The sequence below is a fragment of the Cupriavidus sp. Agwp_2 genome (assembly GCF_040784895.1).
Lineage (GTDB): Bacteria > Pseudomonadota > Gammaproteobacteria > Burkholderiales > Burkholderiaceae > Cupriavidus.
The window spans coordinates 1,915,849-1,930,378 of sequence record NZ_CP088084.1 but is presented as its reverse complement, the minus strand read 5'-3'; the positions used below and the strand labels follow the sequence as shown (position 1 = coordinate 1,930,378).

Genomic DNA, 14,530 nt, shown 5'->3' with positions numbered 1-14,530 from the left:
AGGGCGCCAGCGCGCGCGGAAGCACGGCGACGCGGCCGGCCGAGTCACGGGCCGAGTCAGTGCCAAACGCGAATTGTGACACGGCAGCGCCCACGCGCCAAACGGCCGCCGCCGCGTGGCCGTGGGCGGCACCCCGGAGGAGCGTTGAAAAGCCGCGAACGCGCCCTTCAAAACTCTCGACTGGTTCGCCCCCGGGACCCCTCCCTATACTGCGCCGCATCGTTGTTTTGAGAGCGGAGTCGTCATGCTGCATCGCGCCCTGCAAGGGATCCGGGTCCTGGACCTGTCGCGCATCCTGGCCGGTCCCTGGTGTACCCAGAACCTGGCCGACCTGGGCGCCGAGGTGACCAAGGTCGAACACCCCCAGCGCGGCGACGACACGCGCGGCTGGGGGCCGCCCTACCTGGACGCACCCGCCGGCACCGAAGGCGAGCCGCGCCTGTCGGGCTACTTCATCTGCTGCAACCGCGGCAAGCGTTCGGTGGCGATCGACTACGGCACGCCGGAAGGCGCGGCGCAAGTGCGCGAACTGGCGCGCGAGGCCGACGTGCTGGTCGAGAACTACAAGGTCGGCACGCTGCGCCGCTACGGGCTTGACTACGAATCCCTCAAGGCAATCAACCCGCGGCTGGTCTACCTGTCGATCACCGGCTTCGGCCAGGACGGGCCGATGGCCGACAAGCCCGGCTATGACTACGTGTTCCAGGGCATGGGCGGGTTGATGAGCTATACCGGCCAGCCCGACGGCGCACCGGGCGCGGGGCCCCTGCGTACCGGCGTGGCGGTGGTCGACCTGAGCACCGGCATGTATGCGACCTCGGCGGTGCTGGCCGCGCTGTACCAGCGGCAATCGACCGGCGTGGGCGCGCACCTCGATATCGCGCTGCTCGACGTGGCCGTGGCGATGAACGCCAACCAGGCCGCCAACTACCTGGTGTCGGGCCAGAATCCGCAGCGCAGCGGCAATGCGCATCCCAACTGCGCGCCGTATGAAGTGTTCCGCTGCGCCGATGGCCACCTGATCCTGGCGATCGGCAATGACGGACAGTTCGCGCGCTTCTGCGCGGTGGCAGACATGCCCGGGTTGGCGCAGGACCCGCGCTATGCCACCAACTCGGCGCGCATCGAGCACCTGCCGGCGCTGCGCGCACTGCTGACCGAACGCTTCCCCACCCGCACGCGCGCGGCCTGGACCGATGCGTTCGACGCCAACGGCGTGCCATGGGGCCCGATCCACACCATGGATGAAGTCTTCGCCCACCCGCAGGTGCAGCACCGCGGCCTTATGCAGGTGGCGGAGCACCCCGTCATGGGACGCGTGCCGATGGTGCGCAACCCGATGCTGGCGGGCCACCACGCCCCGCTCGCGCCGCCGCCGCTGCTGGGCGAGCACTGCGCCGCCAACTGATGCCCGGCCCCCTGCAAGACCCCCACAAGACCGACAAACCCTGCTCCGGAGACACCCGATGAAGCCCGTCCTGACCACTGTTGCCCTGTTCGCCGCGCTCGCCTCGGCCGGCGCCGCGCAGTCCAGCCCCTACCCCGACCGCCCGATCAAGCTGATCGTGCCCTACGCCGCGGGCGGCACCACCGACATCATCGCCCGCATTGTCGGCACGCATCTGGGCCCGGTGCTGGGCCAGCCGGTGGTCGTGGAGAACCGCCCCGGCGCCGGCGGCGCGGTGGGCAGCGCCTATGCCGCCAAGCAACCTGCCGACGGCTACACGCTGGTGATGGAGGTGGAAAGCTCGCACGCGGTCAATCCCAACGTCTACGTCAAGACCGCGTATGACCCGGTGAAGGACTTCGCGCCGATCAGCAACCTTGCCGACGTCCCGAACGTGCTGGTGGTCAACCCGTCGTTCCCGGCCGCCGACCTGCAGGCGTTCATCAGGCTGCTGAAAGCCAATCCGGGCAAGTATTCGTTCGGCTCCTCGGGCAACGGCGGCCTGAGCCACATGAATGGCGAGCTGTTCATGAACGCCACCGGCACGCGCATGCTGCATGTGCCCTACAAGGGCCTGGGCCCGGCGCTCAACGATGCGGTCGCGGGCCAGATCCAGGTCGTGTTCGACAACATCCCCTCGTCGTCCGCGCTGATCCAGGGCGGACGCCTGAAGCCGCTGGCGGTCGCGGCGAAGCAGCGCCTGAAGGTGCTGCCCAACGTGCCGACCTACGCGGAAGCCGGCCTGCCGGCAATGAACAATCCGTCGTGGTTCGGCCTGGCCGCGCCGGCCGGAACGCCCGCGCCCGTCCTCGACAAGCTGAACCAGGCCGTGCGCAAGGTGCTGGCCGAGCCCGACGTGATCGCGGCGATCGAGAAGCAGGGGGCGATTCCCGCCCCCACCTCGCGCCAGGCCTTTTCCGAACTGGTGCGCGGGCAGAATGCGCACTGGAAGAAGGTCGTCGACGATATCCAGTTCACCAGGCTCCAGTAAGCAAGCCACCAGCAAGGAACGACATGAGCGAAACCATCCAGGAACAGTACGCAGGCGTGGACATCGACGCGCGCGGCATTGCCACCGTCACCATCCGCGACGCGGGTTCCCTCAACATCCTCGGCACGCCGGTGATCGCCTCGGTCACGCGCGCGATCGAAGCGCTGGCCGCCAACGAGGCCGTGCGCGTGGTAGTGCTGCGCGGCAGCGGCGACAAGGGCTTTATCGGCGGCGCCGACATCAAGGAAATGGCCGCGCTGGACCGCGCCAGCGCGCAGGCATTCATCAGCGGCCTGCGCCGCCTGTGCGACGCGGTGCGCCACTGCCCGGCGCCGGTGATCGCGCGCATGCCGGGCTGGTGCCTGGGCGGCGGGTTGGAACTGGCCCTGGCGTGCGATATCCGCATCGCCGCCGACAATGCGCAGCTCGGCATGCCCGAAGTGAAGGTCGGGATCCCGTCGGTGATCCACGCCGCGCTGATGCCGCGCCTGATCGGCAATGCACGCGCGTCATGGCTGCTGCTGACGGGCGAGATCGCCAACGCCGAAGACGCGCTGCAGTGGGGCCTGGTCAGCCGCGTGGTGCCGCTGGACGCGCTGGACCAGGAGGTGGAGCGCGTGGCCGCTTTGCTGGCGGGCTTCGGTCCCGTTGCCGTGCGCCAGCAAAAGCGCTTGCTGCGCGAGTGGGAAGACGCGCCGGTCGATGTGTCGATCAACAACAGCGTGGCGGAATTCGGCAGCGCGTTCGACACCGGCGAGCCGCAGCAGCATATGGCGACCTTCCTCAACCGCAAGCGCTGATTTGCACTATGGCGCCGTGCTGGCCACGGCGCCGCCCTCGCGCGTGGCCACCACGCGCGGATCGTTGAGCAGGAACTGCGCGAACGCCTCGGCAAATGCCGGCAGCTTGCCATCGGCGCGCACGATCAGGTTGAGTTCGCGCAGTGCCCAGGGCTCGGCCAGCCGCACGCCCACCACGCGCGCCTCGCGCAGCGCCAGCGCCGCCACGCTGCGCGGCACCAGCGCCACGCCCACCCCCGCCTCGGCCAGCGACAGCACCGCATCGAAGCTGTGCGCATGCAGCCGCACGTTTGGGCTCTTGCCCGCGCGCTGCGCCATCTCGCGCAGGAACAGGAAGTTGCTGCTGGTTCGGCTCATGCAGACAAAGTCAAAGGCCAATGCCGCACCGAAGCGGACCTCCGGCTCGCGCGCCAGCGGGTGCTCCGCCGCAACCGCCAGGATCAGCTCGTCGCGCGCATAGCGCACCGAGCGCACGCCGGTAGTCTCGAAATCGCCGGCAAGGATGCCGACATCGGCCTCGTGCGCCGCCACGGCCGTCAGGATCGACTGGCTGGCGCGTTCTTCCAGGTCGATGTTCACGTCCGGGTTGGCCAGCAGGAAGCGGCTCACGCTCGGGATGATGAAGCCGTTGAGCGAGCTACTGTTGGCCAGCAGCCGGATATTGCCCTTCAATCCCGCCGAGAAACGGCCCACTTCGCCGTGCATGCGCTCCACGCCGAGCAGCAGTTCGCGCACGTGCACCAGCAGCGTCTCCCCTGCCGGGGTCAGCTCCATGCCGCGCGCAGTGCGCACGAACAGCGGCGTGCCCATCGCGTGTTCCAGGTTCTTCAGCCGGTAGCTCGCCGCCGACGCGGTGATATGCGTGGCCGAAGCGCCGCCGGAGAGACTTTGTGCGTCGGCAATCGCCTGGAACAGGCGCAGGTCGGTCAGTTCGTAACGCAAGGCAGCCCCAGGTGTCTAAAGTGGTCAGGCGCGAGCCGGATCGAGATGGTTCGCGGGCATTCTAGTGCAGCGCGGCACGCACGCCCCGCCCGCAACCTGGTCTCGCATTGATGTGGACACCGCCCACTTTGTTTGCTAAGGTATTGTGGACGACGTACACAAAAGCGTGCGCCCATTGCCGCCGTCCTCGCCGCGCTCCCCGCCGGATACCCGCGGCTACCGTCTGTCTGTACGGCTACGTTCCTCATGGCTGCCCGCCCGGGCGGCCCACTTACAGGAGTTGTCATGCAAGTCCAGCCCTATCTCTTCCTTGAAGGTCGTTGCGATGAAGCTGTCGAGTTCTACAAGAAGACGCTTGGCGCCAAGGTCAACATGCGGATGACGTTCAAGGAGAACCCCGAGCCGGAAAAGGCCGATCCCGGCTGCCAGGCGCCGCCGGGAACGGAAGACAAGGTCATGCACATGGAATTCCAGATCGGCGACAGCGTGATCATGGCTTCGGACGGCCGCTGCTCGAACCAGCCCAAGTTCGAGGGCATCGGCCTGACGATCAGCTTTGCCGACAAGGCCGGGGTGGAAAAGGCCTTCAACGGCCTGAAGGAAGGCGGCCAGGTGGTGATGCCGCTGGACAAGACTTTCTTCGCCGAGCAGTTTGGCATGGTGACTGACCGCTTCGGCGTCATGTGGATGCTGATCACCGAGCAGAAGTAAGCGCGGCGCGTGCGGTTTCGCCGGCGGCGGGGGCATACGGGATTACAATGCGCGCCGCCAGCCGGAGAAACCGGCGAACCCACGACAGCCACGCACCATGGACGAACGCATCACGGAACTCGAAATCAAGCTCGCCTTCCAGGAAGACCTGCTCGACACGCTCAACACCACCGTGGCGCGCCAGCAGCAGCAGATCGACCTGCTGCAGGAGCAGTTCCGGGCGCTGTACCAGCAGTTGCGCAGCGCCACGTCCACGGCAGCCGAATCCGATCCCCAGCAGGAAATCCCGCCGCACTACTGATGCCGCGCGCTTGCGCGCCTCTGCCATGTGACGGAACGCCATCCCGCCCGCGCGGTCTGACTGGCTGACTCCATTGATGGCGCGCCGGCCAGGCGCGCCCCATCCGCCACATGCGCCTGCGCCCGTCCCAGTTTCTTGCCGCCACGGCCGTCTTTGTGTCCGTTTCTACTGCGGCCACCCCCGCGCTGGCCGGCTACAACGTCTGGACCGGCGAATACACGCTCACCCGCGAGGAACTGCAGGCCGCGCTGGAGCAGCGCTTTCCCGCCACGCTCCGCTATGCGGAAGTGGTGACGGTACAGCTGAGCCACCCCCGGCTGGTGCTCGACGAGGCCAGCAACCGGGTCACCACCCATGTCGACGCACGCCTGACCAATGCACTGCTGCCCTCGCCGCCGGTAGACGGCAAGCTGGCGCTTAACAGCGGCGTGCGCTACGACCCCGGCAAGCGCGCCGTGCTGCTCGACAACCCCACGGTGCAACAGGTGGAAGTCGCCGGCATGGCCCAGTACCGCGAGCAGCTCAATGCCATCGGCGCGGTCGTTGCGCAGCAGCTGCTGAAGGACTATCCGGTCTATACCTTCAAGCCCGAGGAACTGCGCTTCGGCGGCAAGGAGGTCGAGCCGGGGACGATCACGGTCGGCAAGGACGCAGTGCGGGTGGAAGTAAAGAACCGCTAGCGCCGCGCCGGATCGCGCGCGCCGCGGAACACCAGCGCCAGCCCCGCCAGCACCGCCGCCATCCCGGCAACCGCCAGCGGCGCCATCCGGTTGCCCAGCAGCAGGTAGTCCAGCACCGCGGTACCGGCCGGCACCAGGTAGAACAGGCTGGTCACATTCACCAGGTTGCCCGCGCGGATCAGACGGTAGAACAGCAGCGTGGCCCCGATCGAGATGCCCAGCGTCAGCCACAGCAGTGGCAGCGCGAAGGCCAGCGAAAACTCGAACGCGAAAGGCTGGAACGGCAGGCATAGCAGGCATGCCGCAAGGCTGACACCATACTGCAGCGGCAGCACCTGCGTGGGCTTGCGCGTGATGCGCTTCTGCAGGATGGCGCCGACCGTCATGCAAGCCAGCGATGCCAGCCCGCACGACACGCCCGCCAGCGACAGCCGTGCCACCAGCAGGCTGTCCGCGACCACCAGCGCCAGCCCGGCGAGCGCGAGCGCCAGGCCCGCCATGCGGATGGCGCTGTAGCGGCGCTCGGTCAGCAACAGGGTCAGCATCGGTTGCGCGCCCAGCACGGTGGCCAGCACGCCGGGCGTCATGCCATGGTCGAGTGCAAGGAAATAGAACACGGCGTAGCCGCCGATCAGCAGCAGGCCGGTCAGCGCCACATGCAGCCGTTCGCCCCGCGGGGGCAGCGCATGGCCGCGCGCCAGGCCGATGGCGCCAAGCACGGCCAGCGTCAGGGCGAAGCGCAGCGTCAGCAAGGCAAAGGGCGTGGCATGGTCCAGCCCAAGGCGCGCCGCGATGGCGCCGCTGCTCCATAGCAGCACGAACAGCGGTGTGGCCCAGAACGCGGCGGATACCGCATGCCGGGCGTCGGCTGCGGCGCCCAATTGCGCCGCGCAGTCTTTTTCGGTGGTCATGGAATGTCATCTGTCGAAGGCATGGCAGACCCCGGCACGCAGGTGTGCGCAACAACTGACGGCGGCCGGCAGCGGCGCGCAGGCGCGCGGCTACCGTGCCGTCAGGCACGCGCAGGCGTGAAAACCGGGGACGAGAGTGCTAGAGGCGGGCCGCGATGCGCGCCCGTCAGCCGCGTGGCGGCGGGGGCGGATGCGCGCCGCCGGAGAACGGCGGCGGCGGTGCGACAGAGGCGAACGCAGGCTGGCGACGCACGCACGGCATCGCGTCGCACGGCGGCGCGGCGATGACGGGGCGTTGGCGGTCTGCGGTCATGGCGAAATCGGGAAATGGATCCGAAGGTCTGGCGATGCTATGCCTGTGCGGCGGCCGCGTCAACGGGCGGCGTGCATGACCCGGCCGCCGCTCAACATGCGGCGCCTGGATCGAGCTGCGCCACCAGCGCCTCCAGCGCGGGTGCGCAGCCGGCTTCGACCTTCAGCGCCAGCATGCCGTCCGCGCGCGTGGTGCCGAGGTTGAGCGCCGCCACCGGCTTGCCCATCTGCCCGGCCCAGACGCAGAAGCGGTAGCCCGAATAGACCATCAGCGACGAGCCCACCACCAGCACCGCATCGGCGGCCTCGAGCGCCGCACGCGCGGCATCGACGCGCACGCGCGGGACCGACTCGCCGAAGAAAACCACGTCGGGCTTGAGGATGCCGCCACAGCGCCCGCACTCGGGCACGCGGAACTGCGCGAACAGCGGCGATTCGAAATGCACGTCGCCATCGGCGGCCGGCTCGGCAATCACATCGCGCAGCGCGGCGTTCTGTGCCAGCAGCCAGTCCTGCAGGCCGGCGCGGTCATGGCGCGCGCCGCAATCCAGGCAAATGGCGCTGGCCAGGCTGCCGTGCAGCTCGATCACGTCACGGCTGCCGGCGCGCTGGTGCAGGCCGTCGACATTCTGCGTGACCAGCGCGCTCAGGCGGCCCTGCTCGCCCAGCCGCGTCAGCGCATGGTGCGCGCCGTTGGGCCGCGCCTGCCATGCCACCGGCCAGCCCAGCATGCTGCGCGCCCAGTAGCGCTGGCGCCCGGCGTGGGAGCCGAGGAAGGCCTGCAGCGTGATCGGCTGCGAACGCTGCCACTGGCCGCGCGCGTCGCGATAGCCGGGGATGCCGGAATCGGTGCTGATGCCGGCGCCAGTCAGCACGAAGAGGCGCGGATGGCGCCGCACGAAGTCGAGCAGCGCGTTCAACTGGCCCGATCCTCCGCGTGCCGCGCGGCCTGGCGCGCTTCCCACGCGCGCAGCGCCTCGCGGTAGCGGTCCAGTTCCTGGTAGTAGTAGTCGAAGATGCACGGATCGCAGCCGGAGCCGCAGCATTCGTTGTCGCCAGGCCGCTCTGGCGGTAGCGGGCGCGGGTCGTCCACAGGGTTGGCGGCAGGGTTTGCGGGAGATGCTTGGGACACGGACTGCGCGCCGCAACGGGCGCCATTGGCGGATCAGCCGCCAGTATATGCCGCCGGCGCCAACCACGCCGCCGCCCCGCAACGCTGAGGCCGTGGCGCTCAGTAGCTCGCCCAGTGGCTCAATCAGTGGGTCAGCAAGACACTGCCGACCGGGATCACCAGCGCCGTGCCGGACAGGCAGGCAATGTCATCGTCGGCAAGCCAGCGCGCCACCAGGTCGGCCAGCCGCGCGCCGATGCGGGCCAGCTCGGATGGGTCTGCCAGGTAGACGGCATCGATCACGTCCTGGTCGAACGCCAGCGACGCGCTGATGCGGCAACGGCCGGGCGAGCCGGGCGGCTCGGCCTGCCAGCTCACCTGCACCTCGCTGCCGCCGGCACGGTGGTATTCGGCCGACATCGGGAACAGCCGGCAGGTATGTTCGCGGGTCCACTCCACCAGTGCGGTCATGGCGATCCCCCTCGGTGCGATCCGTGCTGCTCGCCGGGTGCGCCGCCGGCTGGTCAGCGGCTCAGAACATGGTAGAGCCAGTCGTGCGCGCGCGGCGGCACGCCCAGCGCGCTGGCGTCGATGCGCCTGCCCCGAACGCAAATTGCGCCGTCGTACAGCGCATCCACCGCTGCCTGGGCATTCGGGTACCGCCCCATCACGCCATTGCCCAGCATCAGCATCCAGTCTTTGTCGCGGGGAATCAGCGTCAGTTGCCCCGCGGCAGTCTGGCAAAAGAAATAGCCGTACATGCAGCCCCCAACCCGCCTTGGCCTGAGTTCATCTTAGTCTCTGCACGCAGCCTGCGCAGTGCGCTTGCGGCTGGGAATGCCGATCTGCACGCTTCCGAGCGGCATGATGAATTGTTTTTACGGCACGCGCGCCAGGCGGCCCGTGCGCCGCGTTTTGCCCGAAGATAGGCCGACGCCCACCGGCGCCGCCTATGCGGCTGCCTGCTGAACGGACGACGACATGAAGGCAGCCACATCCAGACGGTTGCGGATCCTGCGGCTGGCAGCGCTCGTGCTGGCGGCGTGCCTTGCCATGGCCGCCCGGGCCGCACCGGATGCGGCCGCCGTACCGGCGCCAGCGCTCGTGCCCGCAGCGCCTGCCGCGATCGACACGCCCGCCGCCACCGCGCCGGCCCACGGCACGCGTCCGCGCGTCTGCCTGGTGTTGTCCGGTGGCGGTGCGCGCGGTGCCGCGCATATCGGCGTGCTCAAGGTGCTGGAGGAACTGCGCGTGCCGGTGGACTGCATCGCAGGCACCAGCATGGGCTCGCTGGTGGGCGGCGCCTATGCCACCGGCATGTCGCCCGCCGAGATGGAGCGGCTGGTCAGCGGCCTGAGCACCGAAAAGCTGTTCAAGGAACGCCCGCCGCGCCAGGACCTGACCATCCGCCGCAAGCAGGATGACTTCACCAACCTGTTCACGCCCGAGATCGGCGTGCAGGCACGCGGGCTGCTGCTGCCCAAGGGAGCGGTCTCGGGCGTGCAGCTGGAAACGGTGCTGCGCCAGCTGGCACGCACGCCCGGCTACCGCGACTTCGACAAGCTGCCGATCCCGTACCGTGCCGTCGCCACCGACCTGGTCGCCGGCACGCCGGTAGTGTTCAGGGCCGGCGAGCTGGCCAACGTGATGCGCGCCAGCATGTCGGTGCCGGGCGCGGTGGCACCGGCGGAATACGCAGGAAAGCTGCTGGTCGATGGCGGGCTCACCGACAACCTGCCGGTCGGCGTGGCGCGCGCGATGGGCGCCGATGTCATCATCGCCGTGAACCTCGGCACGCCGCTGATGAAGCGCGAGGAACTGACCTCGGTCATCGGCGTGACGGGCCAGATGCTCAACATCCTGACCGAGCAGAACGTGCGCGCCTCGCTGACTTCGCTGGCTCCCGCCGACGTGCTGATCGAACCCGCGCTCGGCGATTTTTCCGCGACTGACTTTGACCACCTGGCCGCCACCATCCCCATCGGCGAAGCGGCTGCGCGCCGGGTGGCCGACCGCCTCGCGCCGCTGGCGCTGCCGCCGGCGCAGTACGCGCAGCTGCGCGTGGCGCAGCAGGCGGTGCCGCCGCCGGACACGCGGCCGGTGGATGCGATCGAGATGGCGCCGCTGCACCGTGTCAATCCCGAGTTTGCGACGGCGGTGATGGAGACCAAGCCGGGCGAGCCGGTCGACCAGGCCACGCTCGACCAGGACATGCGCCGGCTGTTCGGCACCGGCGACTTCGAGCACGTCAACTACGGCATCATGGAAGAACCGGGCAAGCGCATCCTGGTGGTCAACGCGGTCGAGAAGTCGTACGGGCCAGACTACCTGCGCTTCGGCCTCGGGCTCAGCTCGGACTTCCGCGGCGATGCGTTCTTCAACCTGATCGGCAGCTACCGGCGCACCTGGCTGAACTCGCTTGGCGCCGAATGGCGCACCGATTTGCAGGTAGGCCAGACCACTTCGCTGACGAGCGAGTTTTACCAGCCGCTGAACACGCGCCAGTACTTCTTCATCGCCCCGCGCATCGAGCTGGAGCGCCGCCCCGTCAATGTGTTCCAGGGCAGCACCCGCCTGGCCACCTATGACCTGCGCCGCTTCGACGTGGCACTGGACGTGGGCAGCCAGTTCACCAAGTACGGCGAGCTGCGGCTGGGCGTGCAGACCGGCACGCTGGACGCCACGCTGAGCACCGGCCCGGAACAGCTGTCGCCGGGCCCCGGCAGGATCAAGCGCGGCGCCATTACCGGACGGCTCTTCTTCGACCAGCTCGACAGCGTCGACTTCCCGCGCTTCGGCTATGCTGGCTCGTTGCGGGTCTATGCCTCGCAACCGGGACTCGGTGCCGACGATGCCTATATCAAGGCGCAGGCCGACCTGGTGTATGCCCATTCGTTCGGCAACCATACCGTCTCGCTCGGCCTCAAGGCCGGCACCAATGTCGGCAACCCGCTGCCGCGCTATGACCTGTTCCAGTGGGGCGGTTTCCTGCAGCAATCCGGCTATGCGACCGGCCAGCTGCTGGGCGGCAACCTGCAGTTTGCGCGGCTGGTCTACTACAACAAGCTGGCGCGGCAGACGCTGCTGCAGGGCATCTACGCCGGCTTCTCGCTGGAGGCGGGCCGCATGGGCGCGCCGCTGGTGCCGGGCAGCCCGACCGGGCTGCTCAAGTCGGGATCGCTGTTCCTGGCACTGGACAGCCCGCTCGGGCCGCTCTATTTCGCCTATGGCCGGGCCGCGGCCGGGACTTACAGCTTCTACCTCTTCCTCGGCAAGCCGTTCTGACACGTGGGTCCACCGCGGCGTGGGACCCCGCATGTGATGCGTGCGCACCCCACCAAAGTTGTATGTAATGTCTTAATTCAAATGTCTATACTTTTCCCTGTCAGCAAGACCCCCTCTTGATTGACAGACCCTTCCCGGTCGCCGCTGCCCCAGCGGCGACTTTTTTCTGTGCGGTCGCCGCGTGGCCGACACCGGCCGCGAGTGCGTGACACCCTCCGCCTCCCGCCAGTTCTGGCCTCCTATAATCCCCGCCTCGGGCCGCGCTGCCGGCCCCATTCGCGGAGATTTCCATGCAGATTGATTTCACCCATTTCACGCCATGGCTGTCGCTGGCCGGTGGCCTCGTCATCGGGCTGGCCGCGGCGCTGATGATCCTGGGCCTGGGCCGGATTGCCGGCATCAGCGGCATCGTCGGCGGCATGCTGTCGCTGCCGCACGGCGACACCGCCTGGCGCGCCGCCTTCATCGCCGGGTTGCTGCTGGCACCGTGGCTGGCCGGCGCTTTCGGGGCCATGCCGCAGGCGCGCATCGACGCGGGCTGGGGCACCGTGCTGGCCGCGGGGCTGCTGGTGGGCATCGGCACGCGCTATGCGGGCGGCTGTACCAGCGGCCACGGCGTATGCGGCCTGTCGCGCGGGTCGGTGCGCTCGCTGGTGGCCACGCTGACCTTCATGGCGGCGGGCTTCCTGACAGTGCTGGTGCAGCGCCACCTGCTCGGAGGCTGACATGAGGGTCTGGTTCGCGCTGCTGGCCGGCCTGGTATTCGGCATTGGCCTGATCGTGTCCGGCATGGCCGACCCCGGCAAGGTGCTGGGCTTCCTGGACCTGGCTGGAGCCTGGGATCCTTCGCTGGCATTCGTGATGGCCGGCGCCGTGCTGGTGGGCACGCTGGCGTTTGCGCTGGCTCGCCGACGCTCGCGTGCGTGGCTGGGCCAGCCGATGCAGTGGCCCACTGCGTCAGCGATCACGCCGCGGCTGGTGCTGGGCAGCGCCGCCTTCGGCGTAGGCTGGGGGCTGGCCGGCTTCTGCCCGGGCCCGGCGCTGGTGGCGCTTGGCGCAGGCTACGCCAAGGCGTGGGGCTTTGTCGGCGCCATGCTGGCCGGCATGGCATTGTTCGAGGTCGCGGAGCGAGTACGGGAGCGGCGCTGAGTCCGCAGCCTACGGGTAAAGTATCGATCACAAACAGCGCATCGTGCCCACCGGGACACACGTGGATGCACGCAGTGCTGGCCCCTTGCGCCAAGGCGGTTTAAGATTGCGCGATTATCGAACAACGAACCCGGACAGCACAGCCCAATGGAAGTCCTCCGCCCCATCGGTCTCGGTCATGCACAGGCCGACACCGTCCGCGTCGCCCGGCCGCACGCCGATTTGCTGAGCAGCTTTGCCGGCGATCCCAATTTCATGCTGTCGCTGGCGCGCGGGCTGACCGTGCTGGAGGCCTTCTCGGAACGCAAGCGTCCGCTGACCATTTCGCAGGTGGCGCAGCGCACGCAGCTGTCGCGCGCCTCGGTGCGGCGCTGCCTCTATACGCTGGAGCAGCTCGGCTACGTCAGCCAGCAGGACGGCCAGTTCGCGCTGCGCCCGCGCGTGCTGCACCTTGGGCATGCGTATTTCTCGTCGACCTCGCTGGTGTCGCTGGCGCAGCCGATCCTGGACAACCTGAGCGCGCGCATCCACGAGACCTGCGCGCTGGCCATCCTCGACGGCACCGACATCCTCTACCTGGTGCGCTCCGAAGTGCAGCGCGTGCTGAACTATTCGCTGGGCATGGGCAGCCGCCTGCCAGCTTACTGCACCTCCAACGGCCGGCTGCTGCTGGCGCACCAGCCGGCCACGGTGCTCGACGGCTTTTTCGAGCATGCCGAACTGCGCCCGCGCACGCTGCAGACCAAGGTGTCGCGGCAGGAGCTGGAAGCCTGCTTCGCGCGGGCGCGCGAAGTCGACTACGTGATCGTCGATGAGGAGCTGGAGCCGGGCCTGCGCGCGATCTCCGTCCCGGTACGCTCGGCCTCGGGCATCGTGCTGGCCGGCCTGAGCGTGAGCGTGCGTGCCGCGCGCGTGCCGGAAAGCGAGATGGTCACGCGGCTGCTGCCGCCGATGCGCGAAGCCGCCGCGGCGATCGGGCGGCTGATCGGCTCCTAGCCACGCAACCGCGCGGGGCCGAGCATGGCCGCGGTCATGCCATGGTCGGCGATATGCGCCAGCAGGCTCCGGCAGCGGCCGGCCCTGCGCCAGCTATCTGCAATCAGCCCCGGTGTGCCAGCTCCAGCGCGAACACCAGCCGCTGCAGGAAATTCTCCATGCGGCCGTCCGGACTGACAAAGGCGCAGCCAAAGTGGTGGATGGCGTTGTCATCGTGGCCGACCAGCCAGTGGCCAACCACCTGCAGGTCGAGTTCGAGCTTGCCCAGTTCGCGGAAGTCGAGCCGGCACTTGGCCACCGTGGTGCCGACCGGCAGCTGCTCCTCCGTGACGCTCTTCGAGCGCAGCCCGACGCCGGACAGGGACAGGTCGGCGATATCCAGGCACAGCAGGGCATTGTCGGCGCCGCGGATCTCGCAGCGGTAGCCCTTGGTCACCAGCGTGCGCGCGCGGAAATGGCGGCGGCGCTGGAAGTGATAGAGCTTCTCCGGAAACTCGACGACAAAGGCCGGGCCCTGCTCGAAGCGGGTCGCGGCGGGCTGCCCGACCAGGAAATTCACCGGCACGCCACGCAGCAGGCCGGAAAACGCATTCTCTTCCGAGGTCATCAACGACTGCCGCTCGGCATCGGCGTTGCACCAGTCGAACACAAAGGTCCGGTTGACCGGATCGACATGCAGGACCGAGGTGACGAACTGGTGGCCGGTGCGGGTGCGCACGCTCAGCATGCACTTCTGCCACGACAGGTCGCGCAGGACGGTGCCGATCTGGGAGTTGTGCGTGAGGCGGTAACGCTCATCCGCCAGCGGCATGGCGGCGACCGTGTCGATATCGGTATCGGTTCCGGTGCCGGCCCCGGAGGCTTCGTGCTGATTCATAAATTCACGCAACGTCT

At 68.7% G+C, this 14,530-nt stretch carries 17 protein-coding genes; 10 read left to right on the top strand and 7 right to left on the bottom strand.

Features of this window, described 5'->3' with window-relative positions; all coding sequences use genetic code 11:
* Positions 1-244: 244 nt before the first annotated feature.
* From LPA45_RS26465 to LPA45_RS26455, 3 genes are read left to right on the top strand one after another with little or no spacing between them, the layout of a single operon-like run.
* Positions 245-1,408, top strand: coding sequence for a CaiB/BaiF CoA-transferase family protein (locus LPA45_RS26465; RefSeq protein WP_317919699.1), 1,164 nt, complete (start codon positions 245-247; stop codon positions 1,406-1,408).
* Between the two features lie 58 nt (positions 1,409-1,466).
* Complete coding sequence (locus tag LPA45_RS26460) at positions 1,467-2,438, top strand: tripartite tricarboxylate transporter substrate binding protein (protein WP_317919698.1); 972 nt, start codon at positions 1,467-1,469, stop codon at positions 2,436-2,438.
* Positions 2,439-2,461: 23 nt separating this feature from the next.
* Positions 2,462-3,238 carry an enoyl-CoA hydratase gene (locus LPA45_RS26455; RefSeq protein ID WP_317919696.1) on the top strand — a complete coding sequence of 259 codons (777 nt, stop codon included), beginning with the start codon at positions 2,462-2,464 and terminating at the stop codon, positions 3,236-3,238.
* Positions 3,239-3,244: 6 nt separating this feature from the next.
* Here the strand turns inward: LPA45_RS26455 and LPA45_RS26450 are convergent, their stop codons facing one another.
* Positions 3,245-4,180: a LysR family transcriptional regulator gene (locus LPA45_RS26450; RefSeq protein ID WP_116319128.1), complete on the bottom strand. Its 936-nt coding sequence runs from the start codon at positions 4,178-4,180 to the stop codon at positions 3,245-3,247.
* 285 nt (positions 4,181-4,465) lie between these two features.
* On the opposite strand from LPA45_RS26450, the gene LPA45_RS26445 reads away from it, so the two are divergent.
* The 3 genes from LPA45_RS26445 (at position 4,466) to LPA45_RS26435 (ending at position 5,872) form a co-directional block, all read left to right on the top strand.
* Complete coding sequence (locus LPA45_RS26445) at positions 4,466-4,891, top strand: VOC family protein (protein WP_116319129.1); 426 nt, start codon at positions 4,466-4,468, stop codon at positions 4,889-4,891.
* 97 nt (positions 4,892-4,988) lie between these two features.
* Positions 4,989-5,192, top strand: coding sequence for a SlyX family protein (locus tag LPA45_RS26440; RefSeq protein ID WP_116319130.1), 204 nt, complete (start codon positions 4,989-4,991; stop codon positions 5,190-5,192).
* A gap of 110 nt (positions 5,193-5,302) precedes the next feature.
* Positions 5,303-5,872, top strand: coding sequence for a DUF1439 domain-containing protein (locus LPA45_RS26435; RefSeq protein ID WP_116319334.1), 570 nt, complete (start codon positions 5,303-5,305; stop codon positions 5,870-5,872).
* Here the strand turns inward: LPA45_RS26435 and LPA45_RS26430 are convergent.
* The 5 genes from LPA45_RS26430 to LPA45_RS26410 form a co-directional block, all read right to left on the bottom strand.
* Entirely contained in the window at positions 5,869-6,783 is a 915-nt protein-coding gene (locus LPA45_RS26430; RefSeq protein ID WP_317919693.1) for a DMT family transporter, read from the bottom strand. The two genes, LPA45_RS26435 and LPA45_RS26430, sit on opposite strands and share 4 nt — an antisense overlap.
* A 404-nt stretch (positions 6,784-7,187) precedes the next feature.
* Entirely contained in the window at positions 7,188-8,015 is an 828-nt protein-coding gene (locus LPA45_RS26425) for an NAD-dependent protein deacetylase (protein WP_317919692.1), read from the bottom strand.
* The gene (locus LPA45_RS26420) at positions 8,012-8,227 is read right to left on the bottom strand and encodes an oxidoreductase-like domain-containing protein (protein WP_317919691.1); all 216 of its coding nucleotides are present in this window, start codon (positions 8,225-8,227) and stop codon (positions 8,012-8,014) included. The genes LPA45_RS26425 and LPA45_RS26420 overlap by 4 nt, the downstream gene beginning before the upstream one ends.
* Before the next feature lie 123 nt (positions 8,228-8,350).
* Positions 8,351-8,677, bottom strand: coding sequence for a hypothetical protein (locus LPA45_RS26415; protein ID WP_116319134.1), 327 nt, complete (start codon positions 8,675-8,677; stop codon positions 8,351-8,353).
* Between the two features lie 53 nt (positions 8,678-8,730).
* Positions 8,731-8,967 (bottom strand): hypothetical protein, encoded by a 237-nt coding sequence (locus tag LPA45_RS26410; protein ID WP_116319135.1) that lies wholly within the window; start codon positions 8,965-8,967, stop codon positions 8,731-8,733.
* Positions 8,968-9,187: 220 nt separating this feature from the next.
* On the opposite strand from LPA45_RS26410, the gene LPA45_RS26405 reads away from it, so the two are divergent.
* The 4 genes from LPA45_RS26405 to LPA45_RS26390 all read left to right on the top strand — a co-directional run bounded on the left by LPA45_RS26405 (position 9,188) and on the right by LPA45_RS26390 (position 13,636).
* Positions 9,188-11,491 carry a patatin-like phospholipase family protein gene (locus LPA45_RS26405; protein ID WP_317919689.1) on the top strand — a complete coding sequence of 768 codons (2,304 nt, stop codon included), beginning with the start codon at positions 9,188-9,190 and terminating at the stop codon, positions 11,489-11,491.
* A gap of 290 nt (positions 11,492-11,781) precedes the next feature.
* On the top strand, positions 11,782-12,216 hold the full coding sequence (locus tag LPA45_RS26400; RefSeq protein WP_116319137.1) for a YeeE/YedE family protein: 435 nt from the start codon (positions 11,782-11,784) through the stop codon (positions 12,214-12,216).
* Position 12,217: 1 nt separating this feature from the next.
* The gene (locus LPA45_RS26395) at positions 12,218-12,640 is read left to right on the top strand and encodes a YeeE/YedE family protein (RefSeq protein WP_317919687.1); all 423 of its coding nucleotides are present in this window, start codon (positions 12,218-12,220) and stop codon (positions 12,638-12,640) included.
* Between the two features lie 147 nt (positions 12,641-12,787).
* Positions 12,788-13,636: an IclR family transcriptional regulator C-terminal domain-containing protein gene (locus tag LPA45_RS26390; protein ID WP_116319139.1), complete on the top strand. Its 849-nt coding sequence runs from the start codon at positions 12,788-12,790 to the stop codon at positions 13,634-13,636.
* A 103-nt stretch (positions 13,637-13,739) separates the two neighbouring features.
* On the opposite strand, the gene LPA45_RS26385 is transcribed toward LPA45_RS26390, so the two are convergent.
* Entirely contained in the window at positions 13,740-14,513 is a 774-nt protein-coding gene (locus LPA45_RS26385; protein ID WP_116319140.1) for a flagellar brake protein, read from the bottom strand.
* Positions 14,514-14,530 lie beyond the last annotated feature (17 nt).